The 24,759-nt window shown below is 68.1% G+C and carries 21 protein-coding genes; 11 read left to right on the top strand and 10 right to left on the bottom strand.

Features of this window, described 5'->3' with window-relative positions; all coding sequences use genetic code 11:
* Window positions 1–108 precede the first annotated feature (108 nt).
* Window positions 109–1,692 (top strand): peptide-N4-asparagine amidase, encoded by a 1,584-nt coding sequence (locus ACIA49_RS12320; RefSeq protein ID WP_396377208.1) that lies wholly within the window; start codon window positions 109–111, stop codon window positions 1,690–1,692.
* Here the strand turns inward: ACIA49_RS12320 and ACIA49_RS12315 are convergent.
* From ACIA49_RS12315 to ACIA49_RS12305, 3 genes are all read right to left on the bottom strand, one after another.
* The gene (locus ACIA49_RS12315) at window positions 1,677–2,705 is read right to left on the bottom strand and encodes an aspartate-semialdehyde dehydrogenase (RefSeq protein WP_396377207.1); all 1,029 of its coding nucleotides are present in this window, start codon (window positions 2,703–2,705) and stop codon (window positions 1,677–1,679) included. The two genes, ACIA49_RS12320 and ACIA49_RS12315, sit on opposite strands and share 16 nt — an antisense overlap.
* Window positions 2,706–2,900: 195 nt before the next feature.
* Window positions 2,901–3,086: a tautomerase family protein gene (locus ACIA49_RS12310; RefSeq protein ID WP_145808799.1), complete on the bottom strand. Its 186-nt coding sequence runs from the start codon at window positions 3,084–3,086 to the stop codon at window positions 2,901–2,903.
* 23 nt (window positions 3,087–3,109) lie between these two features.
* On the bottom strand, window positions 3,110–4,618 hold the full coding sequence (locus ACIA49_RS12305) for a sodium:solute symporter family protein (protein ID WP_396377206.1): 1,509 nt from the start codon (window positions 4,616–4,618) through the stop codon (window positions 3,110–3,112).
* Between the two features lie 163 nt (window positions 4,619–4,781).
* Between ACIA49_RS12305 and kduI the strand changes: the two genes are divergently transcribed.
* Genes kduI through ACIA49_RS12285 form a run of 4 tightly spaced genes read left to right on the top strand, consistent with a single transcriptional unit; the run spans window position 4,782 to window position 10,214 of the window.
* Entirely contained in the window at window positions 4,782–5,618 is an 837-nt protein-coding gene (gene kduI / locus ACIA49_RS12300) for a 5-dehydro-4-deoxy-D-glucuronate isomerase (RefSeq protein ID WP_396377205.1), read from the top strand.
* The gene (locus ACIA49_RS12295; protein ID WP_396377204.1) at window positions 5,615–6,376 is read left to right on the top strand and encodes an SDR family oxidoreductase; all 762 of its coding nucleotides are present in this window, start codon (window positions 5,615–5,617) and stop codon (window positions 6,374–6,376) included. The genes kduI and ACIA49_RS12295 overlap by 4 nt, the downstream gene beginning before the upstream one ends.
* A 20-nt stretch (window positions 6,377–6,396) precedes the next feature.
* Window positions 6,397–7,146, top strand: coding sequence for an IclR family transcriptional regulator (locus ACIA49_RS12290; protein ID WP_396377203.1), 750 nt, complete (start codon window positions 6,397–6,399; stop codon window positions 7,144–7,146).
* Window positions 7,147–7,199: 53 nt separating this feature from the next.
* The gene (locus tag ACIA49_RS12285; RefSeq protein ID WP_396377202.1) at window positions 7,200–10,214 is read left to right on the top strand and encodes a glycosyl hydrolase 2 galactose-binding domain-containing protein; all 3,015 of its coding nucleotides are present in this window, start codon (window positions 7,200–7,202) and stop codon (window positions 10,212–10,214) included.
* A gap of 117 nt (window positions 10,215–10,331) precedes the next feature.
* Here the strand turns inward: ACIA49_RS12285 and ACIA49_RS12280 are convergent, their stop codons facing one another.
* The 4 genes from ACIA49_RS12280 to lepA form a co-directional block, all read right to left on the bottom strand.
* Window positions 10,332–10,958: an MOSC domain-containing protein gene (locus ACIA49_RS12280; protein ID WP_396377201.1), complete on the bottom strand. Its 627-nt coding sequence runs from the start codon at window positions 10,956–10,958 to the stop codon at window positions 10,332–10,334.
* A gap of 40 nt (window positions 10,959–10,998) precedes the next feature.
* On the bottom strand, window positions 10,999–12,369 hold the full coding sequence (locus tag ACIA49_RS12275; protein ID WP_396377200.1) for an MFS transporter: 1,371 nt from the start codon (window positions 12,367–12,369) through the stop codon (window positions 10,999–11,001).
* A 61-nt stretch (window positions 12,370–12,430) separates the two neighbouring features.
* The gene (locus ACIA49_RS12270; protein WP_396377199.1) at window positions 12,431–13,339 is read right to left on the bottom strand and encodes an aminoglycoside phosphotransferase family protein; all 909 of its coding nucleotides are present in this window, start codon (window positions 13,337–13,339) and stop codon (window positions 12,431–12,433) included.
* On the bottom strand, window positions 13,340–15,226 hold the full coding sequence (gene lepA / locus ACIA49_RS12265; protein ID WP_396377198.1) for a translation elongation factor 4: 1,887 nt from the start codon (window positions 15,224–15,226) through the stop codon (window positions 13,340–13,342).
* 160 nt (window positions 15,227–15,386) lie between these two features.
* Here lepA and ACIA49_RS12260 point away from each other — a divergent pair, with 160 nt between their 5' ends.
* Genes ACIA49_RS12260 through ACIA49_RS12250 form a run of 3 tightly spaced genes read left to right on the top strand, consistent with a single transcriptional unit; the run spans window position 15,387 to window position 18,019 of the window.
* Entirely contained in the window at window positions 15,387–16,250 is an 864-nt protein-coding gene (locus ACIA49_RS12260) for a phosphotransferase family protein (RefSeq protein WP_396377197.1), read from the top strand.
* Window positions 16,251–16,295: 45 nt separating this feature from the next.
* Entirely contained in the window at window positions 16,296–16,823 is a 528-nt protein-coding gene (locus tag ACIA49_RS12255; protein ID WP_396377196.1) for an RNA polymerase sigma factor, read from the top strand.
* A complete protein-coding gene (locus ACIA49_RS12250; RefSeq protein WP_396377195.1) occupies window positions 16,820–18,019 on the top strand; it encodes a hypothetical protein in 1,200 nt (399 codons plus the stop codon). The genes ACIA49_RS12255 and ACIA49_RS12250 overlap by 4 nt, the downstream gene beginning before the upstream one ends.
* 56 nt (window positions 18,020–18,075) lie before the next feature.
* On the opposite strand, the gene ACIA49_RS12245 is transcribed toward ACIA49_RS12250, so the two are convergent.
* On the bottom strand, window positions 18,076–21,060 hold the full coding sequence (locus ACIA49_RS12245; protein ID WP_396377194.1) for a S8 family peptidase: 2,985 nt from the start codon (window positions 21,058–21,060) through the stop codon (window positions 18,076–18,078).
* Window positions 21,061–21,200: 140 nt separating this feature from the next.
* On the opposite strand from ACIA49_RS12245, the gene ACIA49_RS12240 reads away from it, so the two are divergent.
* On the top strand, window positions 21,201–21,650 hold the full coding sequence (locus ACIA49_RS12240) for an SRPBCC family protein (RefSeq protein ID WP_396377193.1): 450 nt from the start codon (window positions 21,201–21,203) through the stop codon (window positions 21,648–21,650).
* Here ACIA49_RS12240 and ACIA49_RS12235 read toward each other — a convergent pair.
* Window positions 21,647–22,051: a nitroreductase/quinone reductase family protein gene (locus ACIA49_RS12235; RefSeq protein ID WP_396377192.1), complete on the bottom strand. Its 405-nt coding sequence runs from the start codon at window positions 22,049–22,051 to the stop codon at window positions 21,647–21,649. The two genes, ACIA49_RS12240 and ACIA49_RS12235, sit on opposite strands and share 4 nt — an antisense overlap.
* Window positions 22,052–22,256: 205 nt before the next feature.
* Here ACIA49_RS12235 and rpsT point away from each other — a divergent pair, with 205 nt between their 5' ends.
* The gene (rpsT, locus tag ACIA49_RS12230) at window positions 22,257–22,517 is read left to right on the top strand and encodes a 30S ribosomal protein S20 (RefSeq protein ID WP_396377191.1); all 261 of its coding nucleotides are present in this window, start codon (window positions 22,257–22,259) and stop codon (window positions 22,515–22,517) included.
* Between the two features lie 90 nt (window positions 22,518–22,607).
* Here the strand turns inward: rpsT and holA are convergent, their stop codons facing one another.
* Window positions 22,608–23,591, bottom strand: a complete 984-nt coding sequence (gene holA / locus ACIA49_RS12225; protein ID WP_391545410.1) for a DNA polymerase III subunit delta — start codon at window positions 23,589–23,591, stop codon at window positions 22,608–22,610.
* 72 nt (window positions 23,592–23,663) lie between these two features.
* Between holA and ACIA49_RS12220 the strand changes: the two genes are divergently transcribed.
* On the top strand, window positions 23,664–24,269 hold the full coding sequence (locus ACIA49_RS12220) for an isochorismatase family protein (RefSeq protein ID WP_396377190.1): 606 nt from the start codon (window positions 23,664–23,666) through the stop codon (window positions 24,267–24,269).
* Window positions 24,270–24,759 lie beyond the last annotated feature (490 nt).

Genomic DNA, 24,759 nt, shown 5'->3' with positions numbered 1-24,759 from the left:
CGATGGCCTCCAACGGGGGGTCAAGTGACTGGAGAGTAGTGCAAGCTCCGGCCGGAGACCATGGCACTCGCTTGCCCACCTGCACCTTCTCGATTACGTTTCCGCAACATGCGCATACGGCCTGTGGCCCTTCTCTCACTCTCCGCCCTGCTGCTCGGCCAACTGCTGCCGGCCGCGGCGGCCCCGCCCCCGTCGGAGTTCGGCTCCGACTACGACGATCCCCGGACGCCCGCCCCGGCGGTCGCCGTACCGGACACCAAGCACTGTGAGGTGCAGATCGTCCGGAACGGCTTCCGCGACTTCGACCCGTACACCTCGACCTACACTCCCCCGGCCGCCTGCCAGGGTCCGTGGTCGAAGGTCGTACTGCGGATGCACGGCGCGGTGAAGGGCGTCCAGTACGACCGGCTCGGCCACATCACCATCGGCGGCGTCGGCGTCTTCCGGACCTCGACCCCCGAGCCGAGCACCGACGGCATCGCCTGGGACGTCGAGAAGGACGTCACCTCCTACGCCCCGCTGCTCACCAAACCGCAGCCCGTCGTGATGGAGCTCGGCAACGTCGTCAACGACACTTACACCGGCGTCCTCGACATCACCGTCACGCTCGACTTCTACACGACGAGTCGCCGCGTCCCCGCCGCCAAGACGGCGAACGTCGTACTGCCTCTGCAGGATCAGCGCCGCGAAGAATCCGACCTCATCGGTACGGCGACGCTCCCGCGGAACACGACCCGTCTCCTCGGCGAGGTCTACGTGACCGGCTCAGGTGGTGGCTGCGAGGAGTTCTGGGACACCTCCGCCCCGGCCGAGACGGGATACTCCTGCCCGGACGGATCGCCGTACAGGGAGGTGGATGTCTCGATCGACGGCAAGCCGGCCGGGATCGCGCTGCCGTACCCGTACATCTACACCGGTGGCTGGTCGGACCCGTACTCGTGGCGCCCCTCCCCCGCGCCGCGTGCCTTCGACATCAAGCCGGTGACCTACGACCTGACGCCGTTCGCCGGGCTGCTCACTGACGGCAGGCCACACGAGTTCCGCGTCCACGTCAACGGCGTACCGGCTGGTCAGAGCGGTTGGTTCACCGTGCCGAACTTGCACGTCTGGACGGACCCACACCGCGCGCAGACCCACGGCGCCCTCACCTCGTACGCCGTCGCCCCGCTGACCAAGTCCGACCAGGTCTCCACGGGCTCTGTCACGACCAAAGCGTCACGTACGTTGAAGATCAGTGGCTATGTCGACACATCGGCAGGACGGATCCGCACCACCGTCCAACGCACGCTGCGCAACGACAGCAAGCACACGTGGACCGAAGGCGAGACCAACGACAGCCTCGACGCCACCTGGCGCGACACCTCGCTCGTCACCAGCGGCGGCAAGGTCGAGCTCACCGACCTCGACTACGGCAAGACCGGCGTCCTCACCTTCTTGCCCAACGCAACCATCCCCGGCGGCTACGACGTCGTCACCGACCTGAAGATCCACGACACCATCCGCACCACCCGTGGCTTCACCAACGAGACCTACGACGGCCGCGCGTCCTGGATCTACAACGTCCCCCGCGACCAACGCCACGCCACCGGGCAGCAGACCGTCCGCTTCCAGTCCTTCGGAGCGAACGGCTGCTACGACCACACCCTGCAAGCCACCAACGGCATCTACACCAAGGACTACCGCCGCTGCTGAATCAGCTCCGCGATCTGTACGGCGTTGAGTGCCGCGCCCTTGCGGAGGTTGTCGTTCGACACGAAGAGCACGAGGCCGCGTCCGTCCGGAACCGACTGATCCTGACGGATGCGGCCGACGTACGAGGGATCCTGGCCGGCGGCGAGCAACGGCGTCGGCAGATCAGCCAGTACGACGCCAGGCGCGGCCCCGAGCAGCTCGACTGCCTCGGCCGGTGTGATCGGCCGCTCGAACTCGGCGTGGATGCTCAGCGAGTGACCGGTGAAGACGGGCACCCGGACACACGTGCCCGCGACCGGGAGGTTCGGCAGGTGCAGGATCTTCCGGCTCTCGTTACGGAGCTTCTGCTCCTCGTCGGTCTCACCGGTGCCGTCGGCAACGATCGACCCGGCCAGCGGGAGCACATTGAACGCGATCGGACCGGCGTACACCTTCGGCTCGGGCAGCGCGATGCCCGCGGTCCCCAGCGCGAGCCGTCCACCGACCTCAGCGAGCGCTCGCGTCTGGTCCTCGAGCTCGCTCACCCCGACTCCACCAGAACCGGACACGGCCTGGTACGTCGACACCACCAGGCGCGAAAGCCCGGCGGCCGCGTGCAGCGGCTTGAGCACCGGCATCGCGGCCATCGTCGTGCAGTTCGGGTTGGCGACGATCCCCTTCGGCAGGTGATCGAGATCCTCCGGATTCACCTCGGACACGACCAGCGGCACCTCCGGGTCCATCCGCCAGGCCGACGAGTTGTCCACCACCACAGCCCCGGCCGCGGCCACCCGCGGCGCGAACTCCTTGGACGCCGTCTTCCCGTTCGAGAACAGCGCCAGCTCCAGCCCCGCGAAGTCGGCAGTCGCCGAGTCCTCGACCGTCACCTCGCGATCACCGAACGGCAGCGTCGTCCCCGCCGACCGCGCCGACGCGAAGTACCGCACCTCATCGACCGGGAACGAGCGCTCGACCAGCAGCTCCCTCATCACTCGACCGACCTGACCCGTGGCTCCGAAAACTCCTACTCGCATGGGCGACAGCCTACTTCGAGCAATCCAGCAGCCGACTGCAATTTCGGGGACCGGACGTACACCACCCACTAAGTCACGTGAACTCCGGACGCTCCCGCGTGGGCGGCGGGCTCCATCGATGGCGGGCGGCGGTTAGTGGGTGATGCAGGTCCGCCCCCGCTCCCCTGGGCGGAGGGGAGGGCGGCGGCCTGCCGGTCAGCTGTCGGAGACGAGGACTCCGCCGTTGGCGACGTCGGACTTCTCGATCTCGGTGAACACGATGCGGACGGCTTCGCGCTTGGCGCCGAGGATGGCGATCGCGGAGTCGGTGACGGCGGCGACGAACTCGCGGCGCTGGTCGAGGGTGCGGCCGGACAGGAGTTCGACGGTGATGTTGGGCATAGGGGTTTTCTCCAAAGGGGTTGTCAGCTGAGAGCGGGGGTGCGCCGGGCGGCGACCTCCGCGGGGTCGTCGTCGGTGTTGAGGGAGTCGAGCAGGTGGTCGACGTCGTCCTTGCGCTCCGGCAGCAGCAGGCCGAGGCCCACGTAGATGACCAGAGACGTTGCCAACGGCAACGCGACGACCAGGGTGGTGTCGGTGGAGCCGACACCGTATTTCACGATCGCCCAGGTGATCAGTCCGATCGCCCAGGAGACGAGTGCGGCGCGCGGGCCGCTGCGCCGGAACCAGGGCAGCAGGCCGAGCATCAGCGGGATGGCGATCGGGCCCATCGTCGCGGCCACCAGGTCGACCACGATCTTCAGGACGACGCCTTCGCCGTTGGTGGCGATCGCGATCAGCATGCTCGCCGTGACGAACGTGAACGTGGTGATCCGGGCCATCTTCAGCGCGGACTCGTCGGTCATCTCGCGGACCTTCTTCACCAGGACCGGAGCGAGGTCGCGGGTGATGACAGAGGAGATCGCGTTCGCGTCGGAGGCGACCATCGCCATCGTGTGCGAGAAGAAGCCGGCCAGCACGAGCCCGATCAGTCCGCTCGGCAGCAGCAGTTGCGACAGCGCGACGTACGACTGCTCGGCCTTGCCCGGGTGCACCAGCAGCGGCGCGGCGCACATCGGGATGAACAGGACGAGCGGCCAGACCAGCCAGAGCGCGGACGACAGCAGCGCCGACTTCTTCGCCGCGGAGCCGGACGGCGCAGCCATGTAGCGCTGGGCCAGGTTCCACATGCCGCCGTTGTACTCAAAGGTTTTGATGAACAGGAACGCGATCAGGAAGACCGGCGTGTAGGGCCCGTTCAGCGCAGAACCGTGCCCCGCGGGCAGTTGGTCCCACATCTTCCACAGCGTCGGGATGCCGTCCAGGTGGGTCAGTACGCCGACGAACATGGCGATCCCGGCGGCCGCCTGGATGATGAACTGGCCGAAGTCGGTGAGCACATCGGCCCACAGACCGCCCAGCGTCGCGTACGCCATCGTGACCACGCCGGTGAGCAGGATGCCCCACCGCATCGGTACGCCGGTGAATCCGTTCAGCAGGATGGAGATCGCGACCCACTTGGACGCGATGTCGACGACCTTGAGCGCGGCACCGGAGTAGGCCAGCGCCTGCTGGGTCGGGAGGTTGTAGCGCCGGGCCAGGTACTCCAGCGGCGAGACGACACCGTGCTTGGCCCGCAGCCGGTTCCAGCGGGCGGCGAACAGGAAGGCACCGATGCCGACACCGACACCGATCGACACGGCCCACCAGACGTACACCGTGATGCCGTAGTTGTAGGCGACGGCGGCGAACGCGACGAACATGACCGCGCTGTAGCCCGACATGTGATGCGAGATGCCGGACAGCCACCAGGGAATCCGGCCGCCGGTCGTGAAGTAGTCGACGACGTTCTTGATCTTGGTGCGGGACCAGAGTCCGATCACCACCATCAGCACGAAATAGCCGACCAGGACTGTCCAGTCCAGAGCGGTCATGGGGAGCCTCCCAGAGGGCAACGGGCGAGTGACTGGAAGGTTCCATCGAACAGAACTCGGTGTCAAGACACGGAACCCGGAACAAATCTGCCGAGAGTTCCACGTCTCAACGCCTGCTCAGCGGGGGTTTGACAGGAGGTTCTGTGAGATAGAACCTAGTTCCGTGAACGCACAGTCGCCACTCCAGATCCGCCACGCCACCCACCCCGCCCAGGTGCCCGGACTCGACACCGCCGGACTGCGCGCGCAGTACCTGGTCGACGACCTCTTCACGCCGGACACGGTCACCGCGGTGCTCACCCACCACGACCGGATCGTGCTGGCCGGCGCCGTGCCCGCGAGCGGTCCGCTGACGCTCGGCACCTGGCCCGAGCTGCGCAGCGAGTACTTCCTCGAGCGCCGCGAGGCCGGCATCGTCAACGTCGGCGGCCCGGGCACGATCACCGCCGACGGCACCAAGTACGAGCTCGCCACCGGCGCCTGCCTGTACGTCGGCCGCGGTACCCGCGAGGTGGTCTTCGAGGGCGCCGGGTCGGCGTTCTACCTCTTCTCAGCCGCCGCACACACCGAGTTCCCGACCACGCTGGTCAACCCCGGCGAGGGTAACCGCCTCGAGCTCGGCGACCAGCAGACCGCGAACCGCCGGACCATCGACCAGTACATCCACGCCGACGGCGTCCGCAGCTGCCAGGTCGTGCTCGGCGTGACCACGCTGCACGCCGGCAGCACCTGGAACACCATGCCCGCGCACACCCACGACCGTCGTACCGAGTGCTATCTGTACTTCGGTCTTCCGGAGACCGAGCGGATCGTGCACCTGCTGGGTGAGCCGGACGAGACCCGGCACCTGCTCGTGGCCGACCGCCAGGCGATCATCTCCCCGAGCTGGTCGATCCACTCCGGCGTCGGCACATCGTCGTACAGCTTCGTCTGGGCGATGGCAGGCGAGAACCAGGCCTTCGGTGACATGGACGGTGTCGACGTCCGGGACCTCCGGTGACAGCAGAGGCGTTCAGCCTCAAAGGCCGTACGGCGCTCGTCACCGGCGCCCGGCGCGGTATCGGCGCAGCGATCGCCGCCGGGTACGCCGCGGCCGGCGCCGAGCTGATCCTGTTCGCCCGCGACGCCGCGCTCGAGGACACGCTGGAGGCGATCAAGCAGAACGGCGGCGGCGAGGCCACCGTCGTGACCGCCGACTTCGCCGACCCGGACGCCGTCGAGGCGGCCGCGATCGAGCTGGCCGGGACCCGGCGGATCGACATCCTGGTCAACAACGCCGGCACCATCCGCCGCAGCCCGGCAGCCCGGACCAGTACGGCGGACTGGCGGCACGTGCTCGACGTGAACCTCAACTCGACCTGGGCGGTGACCCGGCCGGTCGGGGCCGCGATGGTCGAGCGAGGCGCCGGGAAGATCGTCACGATCGCGTCCCTGCTCAGCTTCCAGGGCGGGATCACGGTTCCGGCCTACACTGCCAGCAAGCACGCGGTCGCGGGACTGACCCGGGCGCTGGCCAACGAATGGGGGGCGGCCGGCGTTCAGGTGAACGCGATCGCCCCGGGGTACATCAGTACCGACAACACCACCGACCTGCGGGCCGATCCGGAACGCGAGACCGCGATCCGGTCCCGCATCCCGGCCGGTCGCTGGGGGCGGCCGGATGACCTCGTCGGTGCGGCGGTCTTCCTGGCCTCCGCAGCGGCGGACTACGTCAACGGCCATATCCTCGCGGTCGACGGCGGCTGGCTGGCGAGATAAGGAGTGGCAGGATGTCCGACATGAGTTCGCCCTCGGCCATCGACAAGACGCTGATGGTGTTGGACGCCGTGCTGGAACACTCGCGGTTCACCGACGTGGTGAACGCGACCGGGCTGGCCAAGTCGACCGTGCACCGGATCATGGCGTCGCTGGTGGAGCACGAGTTCGTCGCGCAGGCCGACGACGGTTCGTACCATCCGGGCCCGAAGGCGCTCCGGCTGGCCGGGCACGCCCTGACCAACGTCGACCTGGCCACCGTCGCGCGCCCGGTGCTCGCGGACCTGGTCGCCCAGACCCGCTGCACCGTACATGTCGGCCTGCTCAACGGCGACGAGGCGATCTACGTCGCCCGCCTGGACGGCCCCAAGCCGTACCGGATGCCGTCCCGGGTCGGCAAGGCGTTCTGGCTGCACTGCACGGGGATCGGCAAGGCGCTGCTGGCCGAGAAGGACGATGCGGCCCTGGACGCGCACATCACCCGGACCGGCCTGCCCGCCCGCACTCCCCTCACCCACACGACGGCGGCCGGCCTGAAGGCCGACCTCGCGCAGGTCCGTGCTCGCGGCTACGCGCTGGACGACGAGGAGAACGAGCCGGGTATTCGCTGCGTGGCCGCCGTCATCCACGACCACACCGCGCTGGCGATCGCCGCGGTCAGCATTTCCACGTTGTCCCTCGAACAATCGATCGCCCAGGTGGCGCTGATGGCGCCCGCGGCGACCGAGGCGGCCCGCAAGATCTCCGCCGCGCTGGGCTATCGGGAGCCGTAGCGGTGCGCCTATAGTTAGGAAACCTTCCTAACCATTCGTGCAGAGGATCGCCCATGAAATCTCCTCTCCGCTGGTTGCTCGCCGGTGCGCTGGTCGTCGGATGCCTTGTGCCACCGACCACCAGTGTCGCCGCGGCTGCTGCCTCGGTCAGTCCCATCCCTGGCTTCCTGTTACAGACCTCCGCGCAGGTCTCCGACGACTCCGCCGTCACCAAACCCGGCTTCCCGACCTCGGGCTGGCTGCCGGTCTCCTCCCGGTCGACCGTGTACGCCGGGCTCCTGCAGAACAACAAGTACCCCGACCCGTTCTTCTCGACGAACATGAAGAACGTCGACAAGGCGCAGTTCACCGTGCCGTGGTGGTACCGCTCGGAGCTGCAGCTCGCCGACACCGGCCAGCGCACCTACCTCGACTTCAGCGGCGTGCTGTCCCGCGCCGACGTCTGGGTGAACGGCGTCCGGGTCGCCGACAAGAACCAGGTGGTCGGCGCCTACACCCGCAACGACCTCGACATCACCGCGCAGGTGCATGCCGGCAGCAACACGATCGCACTCAAGGTCTATCCGAACGATCCGAAGCGCGATCTCACGATGGGCTGGATCGACTGGGCCCAGACCCCGCCGGATCAGAACATGGGCATCGTCAGAGACGTCCTGGTACGGCGAAGTGGTGCCGTCGCGTTACGCGGCGCGCACGTCGTCACCAAGCTGACGGTTCCGTCCCTGAACCATGTGGACCTGGCACCGAAGGTTGACGTCCGCAACGATTCCGCGGCCGCCGTGACGACCACGGTCAGCGGCACGGTGGCCGGCGTACCGGTCAGTCAGTCTGTTGCGCTGGCGGCCAAGGAGAAGAAGACCGTCACGTTCGCCACCATCGGGTTGGACAACCCGAACGTCTGGTGGCCGGCCGGGATGGGCGGGCAGCCGCTCTACGCGATCGATCTGACCGCGTCGATCGGCGGTACGGCGTCCGACAGTACGACGGCGAAGTTCGGCGTACGGGATGTGAAGGCGCCACTGAACAGCAGCGGCGGCCGGGCGTACTCGATCAACGGGCGACCGTTCCTGGTCAAGGGTGGCGGTTATTCGCCGGACCTGTTCCTGCGCTGGGATGCGACCGCTGCAGCCGACAAGCTCAAGTATGTCAAGGATCTGGGCCTCAACACGGTTCGTCTGGAAGGGCACATCGAGAACGACGAGTTCTTCGATCTGGCCGACCAGCTCGGCGTCCTGACCATGCCCGGTTGGGAATGCTGCGACAAGTGGGAGAGCAGCTCGTGGAGCGCGGAGGACAAGGACGTCGCCAAGCGGTCGATGACCGGTGAGGCGGAGCGGCTGCGCAACCATCCGAGCGTCTTCACCTTCCTGATCGGCAGTGACTTCGCGCCCACCGCGGAGAAGGAGAAGGGCTACCTCGACGCGTTGACCGCGGCCGATTGGCAGACGCCGATCATCTCGGCGGCCTCGGCGAAGTCGTCCCCGCAGCTCGGCACGTCCGGCATGAAGATGAACGGGCCGTACGACTGGATCCCGCCGAACTATTGGTACGACAAGGCGCACAGCGACTCCGGCGGCGCGTGGAGCTTCAACTCCGAGACCTCGGCCGGACCGGACATCCCGACCCTCGACACCCTGAACCGGATGCTGACCCCGGCCGAGCTCGACGTGCTCTGGAAGAACCCCGCGGCCAACCAGTACCACCGCTCCGAGTCGTCGACGTTCGGCAACCTGAAGCTGTTCGGCAACGCGCTCTCCGGCCGGTACGGCGCTCCGACGGATCTGAACGACTACGTGAAGAAGGCGCAGCTCGCGGCGTACGAGAATGTGCGCGCCGAGTTCGAGTCGCACAACCGCAACTTCACCGACTCGTCGAACCCGTCGACCGGGTTGATCTACTGGATGCTCAACAGTGGCTGGACATCCCTGCACTGGCAGCTCTTCGACGCCTATCTCGATCAGAACGGCGCGTACTACGGCGCCAAGAAGGCGAACGAGCCGCTGCACATCCAGTACTCCTACGACACCAAGTCCGTTGCCGTCATCAACCAGAACCACGCGGCCGCGTCGGGGCTGACGGCGTCGGTCAAGCTCTACAACATCGACGGGACCGAGAAGTTCTCGCAGTCAGCCGGAGTCACGGTGCCCGGTGACGGCGGCAAGGCGACGGCGTTGACGATCCCCGCGGTCAGCGGGCTGTCGACGACGTACCTGGCGAAGCTCGTACTGACGAACTCGTCGGGTACCGAGGTGAGCCGGAACATCTACTGGCTGTCCACGAAGGCGGACACGCTCGACTGGAACAGCACCGACTGGTACTACACGCCGACGACCAGCTACGCCGATCTGAAGGGTCTGTCGACGCTCGCCCAGGCGCCGGTCTCGGCCAACGCCTCGACGACGACCTCCGGCGAGAACACGATCACCACGGTCACGCTGAAGAACACGTCGACCGCGAAGACGCCGGCGTTCTACCTTGATGCGCATGTGGTGGCTGGCGGTAAGCCGGTGCTGCCTGTTCAGTGGAACGACAACGCGGTATCCCTGTGGCCTGGCGAGACGACCGTGCTGCGAGCGACGTACCGGACATCTGATCTGAAGGGTGCCTCACCGTCGGTGCGGATCACCGGATGGAACACGGCCACGCAGACCGTCCCGGGCAACGGCGGCGGGCCCACGGACCCGCAGCCTGTCGCTTACGAGGCGGAGGACGCGACCATCACCGCCGGTGTCGTCGAGTCCAACCATGAGGGCTTCACCGGACGCGGTTTCGTGAACTACGACAACGCGGTCGGCAGTGCAGTCGAGTGGACGGTCAACGCGGCCACGGCCGGCCCGGCCACGATCGAACTGCGCTACGCCAACGGTACGACGGTCAACCGGCCGATGGACGTCTCAGTCAACGGTACGACGGTCTCCCCCGGACTCGCCTTCGCCGGAACCGGCGACTGGACCGCCTGGCAGACCAAAACCCTCACCGTCAACCTGATTGCCGGAAGCAACAAGATCAAAGCCGTCGCCACCACCGCCAACGGCGGCCCCAACGTCGACAAACTCACCACCTCCTAACCCCACCCCACTAACGTCCGAAGGATCGGAGGGCCCGTCTCCGGTCTTTCGGACGTTAACCACCCCATCGCGCTAACGTCCGAAGGATCGGAGGGCCCGCCTCCGGTTTTTCGGACGTTAGGGGCGGGCGGCGATCCGGCGCGCGGTGTCGCGGATCTCGTCCCAGAGGTCGACGCCGGAATCGAGCATGGCCTGCATCTTCGCTGGGCTCTGCTCGCCGAAGAACTGGCCGATGGTCACCTCGTGGTCCGGGCGGTGGAGGATCGTGATCGCGTCGCCGGCCGCGATCGATCCGGTGCGGAGGACGCGGAGGTAGGCCCCGGGACGCCCCGCCTGGTGGAACCGCCTGCTCCATCGCGGTTCGGCCATCCGGTGCTGGAACGTGATGCACGGGATGCGAGGCGCGCGGACCATCACCTCCACCTCGTCGCCGAGGCGCCAGACCTCACCGAGCAGTGCCCCGGTGACGTCGAGGCCCTCGGTCCGGAGGTTCTCACCGAACAGACCGCTGGGGATCTCCCGGCTGAGCTCACCGGACCACCAGTCGGCGTCCTCCTCGGCGTACACGTAGAGCGCCTGGTCCGGGCGACCGTGATTCGCGGTGTCGCAGACCCTGTCACCGGCGAGGCCGCGCTCTCCCACCGCGACGCGTCCTGGTTGCGGCCGCTTGTCGATCGCGGTCAGCCCCGTCTCCTTCGGACCCGGGATCAGTTCCTCGACCACATTCACCGTCAGCACGCGCATACCGGCATCCTCCTCCGATCGCCGGGCTGGGACCAGTGTTTTAGGTGCGCTTCGGGTACAGCACCGCGACGATCAGCAGGGTGACGGTCGTGGTGACCGCCCCGGTCCAGGCGGCGGCGCCGTACCCGCCTTCGCTGGGGAAGACGGCGGTGGTGTGGGCAGCGAGGATGAGCCCGCCGAGCGCACTGCCCATGGAGAAGCCGACGCTGCGGACGACCTGGTTGACGCCCATCGCGCTCGCGGTCTCGGCCGCCGGGGTCGCGGCCAGGATGACGGCCGGCATCGCGGCGGAGAACGAGCCGACGCCGATACCGAGGATGCTCATCGCGAGCACCGGCTCGACGAGGTGACCGCGGGCGAGCGCGAAGAGCAAGAAGGCCGCGAGGACGACCGCGGTGCTTGCTGCGAGCAACGATCGCGCGCCGAAGCGGCTCCGCAGGTGGGGCATCACCCGCCCGGCGGCGAACCCCAGGACCGAGAACGGCACCAGCACGAGTCCGGCCTGGAAGGTGTTCAGCCCGAAGCCGTAGCCGGCGGCGGCCGGTGTCTGGACGTAGCGGTTGATCAGGCTGAGCAGGAGGTACATGCCGACGCCACCGGTCAGCATCACGAGATTGGCGACGGCGATGGCGGGATGCCGCAGGAGCCGTACGTCGACCAGTGGCTTGTCGGTGCGCAGTTCGACGAATGTCCACACGGCGAACATGACCAGCGAGAACACCAGGATCGCCACGGCGAGCGCGGTGTGCTCGTGCCAGAGCGCGGTCTGGCTGATGACGAGGAGCAGGGCGATCAACGCAACTGTGAGCAGCAGTACGCCGGGGATGTCGACGCGACTGGCGGTCCGTGGCGGTGCCGCCGGAAGGACGATCACGGCCGCGACAAGAGCCGCCGCGGTGAGGACGAGGCCGAGAGCGAAGGCGGCCCGGATACCACCCAGGTCGGCGAGGAGACCCGACAACGGATAGCCGACCCCGACACCGACGGTCGACGCGATCGAGAGCGTGGCGATCGTCCGCGCGGCGTGCTGCTCATCGAGGTGATCGCGAGCGGTCGCCATCATCAGCGCGGTCAACCCCAGCCCCGCCCCCTGCGCAGCGCGACCGGCCAGCAAGAACGCGAACGGCAACGGCAGCACGGTCAGCACACTGCCCGTCAGCACGATGCCAAGAGTCACCAGTACGACGCCGCGCCGCCGCGGCCCGGATCCGAGTCGCCCCAGCACCGGCGTTGCTACTGCACCGGCCAGCAACGCGATCGTCAGTGTCCACTGCGCGGCCGCCAGCGAAACGCCGTACTGGGTGGCGACCGCTGTGATCAGCGGCGAGCCAAGGCTTCCGCCGACCGCCACCACCAGGCTGATGCACACCACCACCGGAGCCAGAGCCCGCGAGGCCCTCATCGGCGACATGCTTTCAAGCTAGTAGCTGGCGACTACCAACCAGAAGCAACCGTGCCCCACCTCACAGGCCTCAGTCCTGGACGGCCTTCACGATGGCGATGTTGCGGGTCACCCAGTCCTGCGGGAGAGTCTCGTCGGAGGTCGCGCTCTCCAGGGCCCAGAGGACGTTGAGCATCTGGCGGACGATCACCCAGTTGCGGGCGCGTTCCTCGTCGAAGCCGGCTGCGTCGACCGCGGTGTAGAAGCGCTGCTGTACGGCGAAGCGGAGGTCACCGGTGATCTCATCCCAACGGTTCCAGACCAGCGGTGCGACCTCGAAGTGCGGATCACCGGACAGCGGCTTGGGGTCGATCACCAGCCAAGGCTCCCGAGTGGCGGCCAGCACGTTCGCGTAGTGCAGGTCGGAGTGGATCAACCGGCCGTCGGTGGCCGGGTCCGACACGAAGTCCTCGGACAACGAGATCGCCTGCTCGACGTACCGGTGCGGGACCGGCGCCGATGCGGGCAGCTGCCGGAACCGCTCCAGCCACCGCTTCAGCTCCCCCGACAACGTCCGGTACTGCGGGCCGGCGACCACATGCAGCCGCTGGTACGTCGTACCGACGAGCTCGCACGCGTCGAGAACAGGCAGCGAGGTGAGGTCGCGTGGCTCCAACCGCTCCAGCAGCAAGGCGAACCGCCGCGGATCCGCCCGCAGCAGCTGGACCGCGCCGTTCCCAGCCCAGTCGCGCAGGGCGAGGTGCTCGGTCTCAGCCTCCCAGTGCGGAAACTGCACCTTCAGTACGGCGCTCTGTCCGTCGCCGGTGCGGACCGGAACGACCAGCGCGCACTCGCCGTGCACCGACGCGCCGTCGACCCGCAGTCCCCACTCGTCGAGCAGGTCGCGGGTCAACCGCGGCAGCCGATCCAGCCAGTCCGCCCAGTCCTGCCCACGCGAGGCAACGACCTGCAGACCGGCCGGAATGTCGATGGCGGGCACCTACTTCTTGGCCTTCTCCGCCGGCTCGTTGGTCTTGAGGGCTGCGATGAAGGCTTCCTGCGGGACCTCGACCCGGCCCACCATCTTCATCCGCTTCTTGCCCTCCTTCTGCTTCTCGAGCAGCTTGCGCTTGCGGGTGATGTCACCGCCGTAGCACTTCGCGAGGACGTCCTTGCGGATCGCGCGGATCGACTCGCGGGCGATGATCCGGGACCCGATCGCGGCCTGGATCGGCACCTCGAACTGCTGCCGCGGGATCAGCTCCTTGAGCTTGCCGGCCAGCGAGACGCCGTACGCGTAGGCGTTGTCGCGGTGCACGATCGCCGAGAACGCGTCCACCGTCTCGCCCTGCAGCAGGATGTCCACCTTGACCAGCGCCGCGGCCTGCTCACCGGTCGGCTCGTAGTCGAGAGAGGCGTAGCCCTTGGTCTTCGACTTCAGCTGGTCGAAGAAGTCGAAGACGATCTCGGCCAGCGGCAGCGTGTAGCGCAGCTCGACCCGGTCCTCGGACAGGTACTCCATCCCGAGCAGGTTGCCGCGCTTGGTCTGGCACAGCTCCATGATCACGCCGATGTAGTCCTTCGGGCTCAGGATCGTCGCCCGCACCACCGGCTCGTAGATGTCGGCGATCTTGCCCTCGGGGAACTCGCTCGGGTTCGTCACCACGAACTCCTTGCCGTCCTCCATGTCGACCCGGTAGACCACGTTCGGCGCGGTCGAGATCAGGTCCAGGTCGAACTCGCGCTCGAGCCGCTCGCGGACGATCTCCATGTGCAGCAGGCCGAGGAAGCCACAGCGGAAGCCGAAGCCGAGCGCGCCCGAGCTCTCCGGCTCGTACTGCAGCGCGGCGTCGTTGAGCTGCAGCCGCTCCAGCGCGTCGCGCAGCGTCGGGTAGTCGTCGCCGTCGATCGGGAACAGCCCGGAGTACACCATCGGCTGCGGGTGCTTGTAGCCGCCGAGCGCCTCGGTCGCACCGTGGATCGCGGCGGTGACGGTGTCACCGACCCGGGACTGGCGGACGTCCTTCACGCCGGTGATCAGGTAGCCGACCTCGCCGACGCCGATGCTCTTCGACTTCATCGGCTCCGGGGAGATGACGCCGACCTCGAGCATCTCGTGCACGGCACCGGTCGACATCATCTTGATCCGGTCGCGGTGCGTCAGCTCGCCGTCGACCACCCGGACGTAGGTGACCACGCCGCGGTAGGTGTCGTAGACCGAGTCGAAGATCAGGGCCCGCGGCGGCGCGTCCTTGACGCCCTTCGGCGGCTCGATCTGCGCGACGATCTCGCTGAGCAGGTCCTCGACCCCCTCACCGGTCTTCGCCGAGACCCGGAGCACGTCCTCGGGGCGGCAGCCGATGATGTGCGCCAGCTCGGCGGCGTACTTCTCCGGCATCGCGCCCGGCAGGTCGATCTTGTTCAGCACCGGGATGATCTGCAGGTCCGCGTTCAGCGCGAGGTACAGGTTGGCCAGCGTCTGCGCCTCGATCCCCTGCGCCGCGTCGACCAGCAGCACCGCGCCCTCGCACGCCTCCAGCGACCGCGACACCTCGTAGGTGAAGTCGACGTGGCCGGGGGTGTCGATCATGTTCAGGATGTACGTCGTACCGTCCGCGGCCAGCAGGCCACCCGGGGTGTCCGGTTTCGGGGCGAACGGGAGCCGGACCGCCTGCGACTTGATCGTGATGCCGCGCTCACGCTCGATGTCCATCCGGTCCAGGTACTGGGCCCGCATCTGCCGTGGGTCGACGACACCGGTGATCTGCAGCATCCGGTCGGCCAGCGTGGACTTGCCGTGGTCGATGTGGGCGATGATGCAGAAGTTCCGGATCAGCGTCGGGTCGGTACGACCCGGCTGCGGCACATTCGTGGAGCCAGCGGGCACGGAGGGGATCCAGTTCGTCTCGGGTGGTGCTACCTGCACAACTGGTCAATCATCCCATGCGGAGCCAGCGGATTTGAAAAATGGCCGCGGCCGGCACCCGGGACGCCTACCGTGGTGACCCATGGCACACGCTGCGGGAGTCCGCTTACCCTTCGAAAAGGTGCCCGCCGCGGTGCGGGCCTGGGTCTCGGGCGCGCTCGGATCCGACGTGGTCTCCGCCACCACCCAGCAGGGCGGCTTCTCCCCCGGCGTCGCCGCCCGCCTCGTCACCGCCTCCGGCCGCCGCGCCTTCATCAAGACCGTCGGTACGGCGCTCAATCCGAAGACGCCGTCGCTGTTCCGGCAGGAGATCGTGGCCGTCGAGGCCATCGGCCCGCTCGCGTCGGCGCCCCGGCTGCTCGACGTGTACGACGACGGTGACTGGGTCGGACTGCTCTTCGAGGACATCTCCGGCTGGCTCCCGTCCCACCCCTGGGTGCAGCCGGAGGTGGATCGCGTCCTGGACGCCCTGGCCGAGCTGACTGACGCCCTGGACCCGTCACCGTGGCCGGAGGCACCTGTGGTCGCCGTCCGGAGCCGCGAGTTCCTGAGCCGCTGGGACCAGGTGCTGACGGACGGCCTCGCCGTACCGGACTGGCTGGAGGGACGGGTCGAAGAGCTGGCCGCGATGGCTCAGGACACCCTGCGGGTGATGGCCGACGGCAAGGCGCTGGCCCACTACGACCTGCGGGCCGACAACATCATCCTGACCGACGACCGGGTGGTCTTCATCGACTGGGCGCACCCGGGCCTTGGCCCTCGCTGGACCGACACTGTGATCCTGCAGGCCGACATGCGGGCCAGTCCGGTGCGGCTGCCGGCCCTGCCGGACGACCCCGCGATCACCGGGTTCATGGCCGCTATCGCGGGCGGCCAGTGGTGGGGAGCGGCTCAGGAGGCCCCGCCAGGCCTGCCGACCATCCGGGCGTGGCAGCGGGAGCAGGCGCTCGTCCACCTGGAGTGGGTGCGGGAGCGGCTCGGGTAGCAGCGTTTTCGGGGGACGGGCGTCTCTGGGGGTGTGACGAATCAAATGGTGAGCATCAGCGGCCCTGCCCGGGCGCTGGCGCGTGATGACGCGCAGACCGCCGTGTCGGCGCTCTATCAGCAGCACTGGGCGGGGCTCGTCCGCCTGGCCGTGCTGGTGATGGACGACCGGCAGGCGGCAGAGGACGTCGTACAGGAGGCTTTCACCAACCTGTACCGGCACTGGCCGCTGAAGGAGTCGACAGCAGCGCTCGGATACCTGCGCACCGCGGTACTCAACCGCAGTCGCTCGGTCCTGCGCCGCCGCCGGGTCGCGCGGCTCTACATTCCACCCCACCAGGCCCCCAACGCCTCCGCCGAGAGCGACGCCGTACTCGGCGAGGAGCGGCTCCAGGTGCAACGGGCACTGCAGGCCCTGCCCACCCGGAACCGCGAGGTCCTGGTCCTCCGCTTCTACCTAGACCTTCCGTTCGCCGAGATCGCCCAGCTCCTGGGCATCGGCGAGTCCAGCGCCCGCTCCAACGCCTCCCGCGGCCTAGCGACGCTGACCGACCGCTTGAAGGAACTCCGATGAACGACACCGAATCGCGCCTCCGCGACTACCTGGACACCAAGGCCGCCACCATCCCGGCCAACGACCAAGGCCCCGGCCTGCTCGCCGAAACCACCCACCGCCGGCCCGTCTGGCCGATGCTCGCCACCGCCGCCGCAGTTGCCGCCGTACTGGCTCTGACGGTCACGGGCCTCACCCACCTCAACGCCGACAAGGCAGACCCAGCCGGTCGCCCCGCTCCGCTCACGGACGCAGCGCCGAAGGTGCCATACACCATCACCACCGGAGTCAACGCCAAGGGCACCGTGTACGACGGCACCCGCACCGTCCGGCTGCCAAAAGAACTCACCCCGGTCGAAGCGCGCGTCGCCGGTGGCTGGCTGACCTCCTACTTCGTGCAGAACGGCCCGACGGTGCAACCGCACGTCGGCATCCTGAAGACCGACGGAAGCTTCCAGCGCCTGGGCCCGAAGCAGGCTCTCAGTCCGATCCTGTCTCCGGACGGCAAGCAGGTCGCGATGACCACCTACCCGACGAAGTCCGCCCGGGTCGTCGTCCACGACCTCGCGAGCGGGGCCGAGGTCGCCTCGATTCCGCTGCCTCCGAACGGTGCCGGTGCGACGAGCTGGAACAAGAACGGCATCTGGCTCGACTCCGGCGATCCGTTCTCCACCGATCGGCTGTACCTGTGGAAGCCGGGCGAGAAGGCGGCCCGTTCGGTGCAGGTCCCGAAGGGCTACGCCGGGATCACGACAACTCCGGACTCGGACATCGTGGTCGTCTCGACAAGGCCCCAGCAGACGGCACCGAAAAAGGGCGAGACTTTCAAGAACACCACAAGCCCTGAGCCCACGCAGAACCAGTGCTTGCAGATCGGCGTCCTCCGGGGCAGCGCGATCGAGGTTCAGCGCGAGCACTGCGAGCAAGCCGTGCTGGGCCTGTCCGCGGTGCTGTCGCCCGATGGCAAGAAGGTGGTGAACACCACGAGCAAGCTGACCATCGACGTCGCCACCGGGAAGACCACCAAGCTCGACGTACCGGATCGGATCGAGAACGCGCCGCGCCCGGTGTTCGAGGACGCGACCAAGGTGCTGCTCGTCAGCCGGGCGGAAGACGCCACGGGACCGCAGCGGCTGTTCCGCTGCGAGATCACGACCGGTGAATGCAAGCTGCTCCGCACGGAGAAGAGCAACCAGATCACCCTCGCTCGACCCTGAACACGACGAAAGGGCGCTCCCACCGTGCTGGTGGGAGCGCCCTTTCGTTTGGTGCGTTAGCTGTCTACGCGGACCACGGTGGAGCCGGAGCCCGTGCCGCCGTCCGTGTAGGCGAGCTGGCCCAGGTAGCGGGTACCAGCGGTCAGGCCGGTCCAGCTGGCCGTGACCGTGGTCTGCGCCGCCGTCGTGACCGGCTGAGCGGCCGGTGTGACCGTCAGGTTGCCTTCGGCCGTGGTCAGCGCCCAGTGGTTGAGCTTCACCGTCTGGTTGTCGGCACCGGCGAAGTAGTCGATGTAGACGTCGTACGAGCCGGCTGCCGGAGCAACCAGGTTCGCCTCTTCCTCGGCCGAACCGCCGCCGCTGTTGGCGAGCACAGCCGTCGTACCGGACTTGTAGACGTACACGTCGACGTCAGTGGCCGCCGGGTAGTCCGCGTCGAACGTCGAGAACCGGGCGTACTTGGTGCCGGCCGGGATGTTCACCGTGATCTTGGCGACGTGGTCGTTCGGCTGCGGGTTGGTGGTCGGGAACGAGACGCCGCCTGCCTTCTTGATGACGGTCTCGTCGACCGTCGCCGCGGTCAGGCCGACCGAGCTGGTGTTCAGCGTGCCGGTGTAGCCGGCCGTGATCGGCACCTGCACCGAACCGCTCACGCCAGTGCCCTTGACCTGCACCGGCGCCTTCACCGTCAGCGGCTTGACCGCCAGCGTGCTGGACACGCTATGGAAGGCCGACTTCCACGTCAGCCGGCCGAACGAGTACTGCTCGAGCGGCGCACCGGCGTTCTCGATGGTGACCTTGTACGTCGCACTCTTGCCCGGGAGCATGACCAGGAGCTTCGGCGACACCGTCACCTTGAGCCCGGTCGCGCCCTCGACCTTCGGGAAGTAGACCTCGGGCAGCTTGCTGACGCTCTTCACGGTGCGCGTGATGGTCTGCTTGCCGGCCAGGTCGCCGACCGCGACGGTCGGGTAGTTCAGGTCGCTCGGGTCGATCTTGCCGCCCGCGCACAGCTCGTGGGTGGCGGCCACCTCACCAGATCCACAGACAAACTTGGCCCAGTCGGTGTACGTCGAGTCGTAAACCAGGCCCGGGTCCATGGCCTTCTTCGGCTGGACCATGCCGGCGCCGTACCCGAACGGGGTGGCCTGTGTACCGGAGTCGTTCTGGATCGGCTTGCCGACGGTGTCCTTGTCGGTGGCCGTGGTCGCGAGCGCGGACTTGATCGCCATCGGCGACCAGTCCGGGTGCTTGCTCTTCAGCACGGCAGCGATACCGGAGACGTGCGGAGTGGACATCGACGTACCGCTCATGAAGGCGTACTCGCCGCCGTTCGCGGCGAACGAGGTCGTCGCGGCCAGCACGTTGGTACCCGGCGCCATCATGTCCGGCTTCAGCAGGTCGCCGTTCCCGGCCGGGGACGGACCACGGCTGGAGGAGGCTGCGACCTTCGGTGCGTTGACCTTGACCGGCGTACCGGCGCTGATCGTGGCGGTCGGGTTCGCCGTACCGCTCACGTAGGCCTTGACCGCCGGGGCGGCCTTCTCGTCCAGGTGCACCGACGGGACGGTGTGCAGGTCGGAGTCCAGCGTGCCGGGGGTGATGTTCAGCAGGATCATGCCGACACCGCCGGCCGCCTTCACCTGAGCGCTCTTGTCGACGCGGGCGTTGACGCCCCGGTCACAGACCACGATCTTGCCGGCCACCTTGGCCGGGTCGAGCGTGCCCGCCTGGCAGAGGACCAGGTTGGTCGGGTTCGCACCGGCGAGACCGGCGTCCTTGGCCAGGATCACCGGGGAGCTCGCGACGCCCGCGCCGATGCCGGCGCCGGTGTACTTGCTGCCGTCGCCAAGCGTGACGGTGGTCTGGATGTCGCGGTCATGGGTGCCGTTGGCAACGGTCGTCACCCAGGGGTAGGTCTTGCCGACCGTGGCCGCACCGGGGCCCGTGTTACCGGCGCTGACGGAGACGAACACGCCCGCCTTGGCGGCGCGCAGGAAGGCCAGACCGGTCGCGTTCACGTACGTCGAACCCGAGCCGGAGATCGAGTAGTTGATCACGTCCACGCCATCGGCGACCGCGGCATCGATCGCGGCGACGATGTCCGCGTCGGTACCGGAACCGCCACCGGTCGCGTCGACCGCCCACAACGCCTTGTAGATCGCGAGCCGGGCGTGCGGCGCCATCCCGGAGCCCTTGCCGTAGTCGCGACCCATCACGGACATCTCGACGCCGTAGTTACCGCCGGCGGTGCTGGCCGTGTGCGTGCCGTGGCCGCCGTAGTCGCGCGGCGACGTGAACTCCTCCGGGATCGGGCGGGTGCCGATGCCCTTGTTGAAGTAGCGGGCGCCGATCACCTTGTTGTTGCAGGTGACGAGCGGGGCCTCCTCGCCGGCCTGGCAGGTGCCCTTCCACTTCTTCGCGATCAGCGCGTCGGACGCCTTGGTGGTCTTGATCGGCGCGAAGCTCGGCCGCTCCGGGACGAAACCGCCGTCGATGACACCGATGATCACGCCGTCGCCGGCCTTGTCGACGCCACCGACCTGGTCCCACGCGCCGCCCTTGCCGGACAGGCCGAGGTAGCGCGGGGTGTCGACGGTGTCCTGGTGCTGTAGCTCGCTCGGCTCGACGCTCTTCACGCCGGACGACTTCGCCAGCTTCACGGCGTCGTCGTACGACATCTCGGCGGAGAAGCCGGAGTACGTGTAGTTGTAGTCGTAGAGCTTCTTGGCATCCGGTACGGCGCTGAGGACCTGGTCGCGCTCACGTGTCAGGTGCTGCACGTAGCTCGTGACGGGCGCGGCGGTCTTGACCAGCTTGCCGCCGGCCGGGACGCGGGTGGCGGGCAGACCGGCGATGTCACCGTCGTACTCGGCCACCGGGGCGTCGTCGAGCTGGACGACATACGAGCCGGTGACCGACTCCTTGACCAGCGGGTCCGGCAGCGCCGGAATCTCGGCTGCCTGGGCATGAACCAGCGGCAGCCCGGCCAGCGACGCGGCGAGCGCGCTGACCAGAATGATCGGGGTACGGCGGGACAAGGGTCCTCCAGGACGGTGAGGGCTCGCTGTTGATCCGGCGCCGGTGGTGAGCAGCGTCACGGGGCCCCGAGTATGCCGTCGCACCCTGAGCGGTGTCACGCTCGCCACGACGATGTCATCGCACCGCAAGGGAAAACCCGATGCCGGATCTGACCGAGACCATCACGGTGGCAGCGTCCGCTGACGCCTTATATACATTGGTGAGCGATCTACCCCGGATGGGCGAGTGGAGCCCGGAATGTACCGGCGTGACGTGGAATTCCGGTACGCCGGGGCCGGCCGTCGGCGCTCGTTTCATCGGCCGCAACCGGGTCGGTGCGGCCCGCTGGCTGACCCAGGGCCGGGTGCTCGAGGCCGATCCGGGCCGCCGGTTCACCTTCGAGATCTTCTTCGGGCCGATTCAGGTGTCGCTGTGGTCCTACGACTTCACGCCCACCGCGGACGGCTGCGCGGTCGCCGAGTCCTGGACGGACCGCCGCCCTGCCCTGGTCAGGCTTCCGATGCAGGCCGCCTTCGGCCCGCGCTCCGAGATCAACCGGCGCAACATGCGGATCACCCTCGACCGCCTGAAGGCCGCCGCCGAGCGCTAGTCCGTGGCTTCCAGCAACACCAGCGGGATCTCGCGCGTCGTCTTGGTCTGATAGCCGGCGTAGTTCTTGTGATCGGCGACGACCAGCGGCCACAACCGCTCCCGCTCCTCCGCGGTGGCGGCCCTGGCGTGCATGGACTGCACGGGTCCGCCCTGGTAGGTGACCTCCACCGCGGGGTTGTCGCGGAGATTGAGGAACCACGCCGGATGGTTGTCGTCACCGCCGCGAGACGCCACGACCACGATCGTCGAGCCCTCCTGGTACGGCGAAGTCAGCATCACGGACCGCGGTTCGCCGGACTTACGCCCGATCGTCGTGAGCCTCAGCACAGGCATGTCCGCCGCCTGCCACCCAGCCTTCCCCGCACTGAGCTTGAGAACGACGCGGTGAACCGTGTTCATGGCCTTCAAAGCGAAATCACTGGGCACAGCTGCTCCGATCGTCGTGCAGGACTGACCACCCAACGTAGTCGCGACCGCGGCCGGTTTGGTGACAGGCTCGGCTTGTTGGTAATCTGGCTCTTCGCGCACTCACGGGTGCTACAGACCTGTGCGCGCGACACCTTTCCTGTATTGACCGCATACTCCTGATCGAGGCTCTGCTCACGTGGCGAACATCAAGTCCCAGATCAAGCGCAACCGTCAGAACGAGGCTGCGCGACTTCGCAACAAGTCGGTGAAGTCGACCCTCAAGACGGCCGTGCGCCGCTTCCGGGAGGCCGCCGAGGCCGGCGACACCGCCAAGGCGACCGAGACCGCTCAGGTCGCCGGTCGGCTGCTCGACAAGGCTGCCAGCAAGGGCGTCATCCACGCCAACCAGGCGGCCAACCGCAAGTCGGCCATCTTCAAGAAGGCCGCCTCGCTCTGATTCGCGCCTGACGATCGGCCAGTCTTCCGGACCGGCCGATCGTTTTTGCGTGCCCTTTTACGGCTGGACGCTGCCTCGTACCGGGGTTGTTCAGCGGCGGCCGTGGGCACGGCTGACCGTGATGACCATCCGCTCCAGGGCGTAGCCGGCATCGCCGGACGCACCCTTCACGTCGGCATCGGCCTGCGCCACCGCCTTGATCGCGGTCGCCAGCCCACCCGGTGTCCAGCCCCGGGACTGCTGCCGGAGCGACTTCAACTTCCACGGCGGTACGCCGACCTCCCGGGCCAGGTCCGCCTCGCGCATCCCACTCGGCGCGCTCGAGAACTTCGCCAGCCCGCGCAGCCCGCCCGCCATCGCGCTCGTCACGAGCACGGCGGCCACTCCGCAGTCCAGCGCCCACCGCAACTGCTCCAGCGCCGGCTCGGTCCGCCCCTGGATCGCCGCATCCGCGACAGCGAAACTCGTGACCTCCGCCCGGCCACCGAAGTACCGCCCGATCAACTCGGCGGTCACCGCCTGCCCCTCGGAGTCCGACACCAACTGCGCACAGGCCCCGGCCAGCGCCCGCAGATCATGCCCGACCGCGTCCACCAACGCCGTCGCGGCCCGCTCGTCAATGCTCCCACCGTGCAACCGGATCTCCCCGGACACGAACTGCGGCAGCTCCCAAGCCTTCGGTGCCGTCGCCACCACCTCGGTGACCGACGCCTTCCGCAGCTTGTCGAGAACGCCCTTGCCCTTCTGCCCGCCCGAATGCACGAGCACGACCAGCACATCCTCAGCCGGCGCACCGGCGTACTCGATCACGCGCGGAGCCATCTCGGCCGACAGGTTCTCCAGGGCGCGCAACACCAGCACCCGCTCGGTCGCGAACAACGAAGGCCCGGTCAGCTCAGCGAACTCGCCGACATCCAGCAGCGACGCATCAAGCTCCGTCGTCTCAACCTCGGCGCTCTCCTTCCGCACCGCCGCGATCGCCGACCGCACCGCCCGATCCGCCAGGAATCCCTCGGACCCGGTCACCAGCAGCACATCGCCCAACTTCGGCGCAGAACCCCTACGAGCAGCCACACCCCCAGCATCCCATGCCGCAACGACAGAAACCCCCTGGAGCCCCCGCTCCCCACCCGCAAAGATGGCCCCATGCCCGACCCGCGCACCACAGACCACTCTGACTCCGCCCCCACGACGGACCAGCGCCCTGTCGACGCGCTGATCCTCGTGGACCTGCAAACCGCCTTCGTATCCGGGAGCGACGCCGTACCGGATGCCGAGCGCCTACTCGACCGCGCAACCGACCTCCTCGACCGCGCGCGGGCGGCCAACGCTGTCGTCGTACACCTGCAAAACGACGGCCCACCCGGCGCCGACGACGAGGTCGGTACACCCGGCTGGGAGCTCTACCTCCCCGTCAAGCCCGGTCCACGCGAACACGTCATCCGCAAGCCCCGCGACGACGGCTTCGACGCCACCCCACTCGGCGAAGTCCTGATCGCCGCCGGCGTCCGCTCCCTCGCCATCGCCGGCGTCATGTCCGAGATGTGCGTCCACGCCACCGCCCGCACAGCCCTAGCCCGCGGCTACCGCGTCACCCTCCCCCACGACGCCCACGCCACCTACAACATCCCCGCCGTACCCGGCCTAAGCGACCCCATCCCCGCCCACACCGTCTCCCGAGTCGCCGCCTGGTCCCTAGGCGACCAACCCAACACAACCCACCCAGCCACCGCCATCACCTTCACCACCTGACGAGCACCACTGCTGTTCGCTCTTAAAGGCCTATGAGTCGGCCACGTTCCTTCCTGAAGTCGAGCCCAACCAAGAGGCCCCCAAATCCGGCCCCCATCCGGTGACGGCAGGTGGGGCGGCGAGGCAAGAGGTAGCCAGCAGGCACCCTGCCCTCAAAGCACACAGCCACCCGATCCCGTCCGCCCGGCTCCGCGCAATTCACTCAGCACGTACGAGAACGCGGAAGCCCGGAACCGCCGCCCTCAGCCGCGGGCCGTCCTCCCCCACACCCACCACACAGCCAACCACCACCCCCGCCACCACCGCCCCAACATCACCCCCAGGCACTCACCTCCGCACCCACCACTCCGCCGGAGCCCCGCAGCACCGACCGCAGGCAAGGCGACAGTTGCGAGTGAACCACCCCGGGTTTGATGCGCACCTCTTTCGTTGGGAAGGTGGCATCTATGCCGAGTAAGTACGACGAGCAGACCCGGGCCAAGGCGGTTCG

It is taken from the genome of Kribbella sp. NPDC051587, assembly GCF_044453945.1.
Lineage (GTDB): Bacteria > Actinomycetota > Actinomycetes > Propionibacteriales > Kribbellaceae > Kribbella.
Note: the sequence above shows the minus strand (reverse complement) of the source record. Positions and strands in the feature narration are given on the sequence as shown.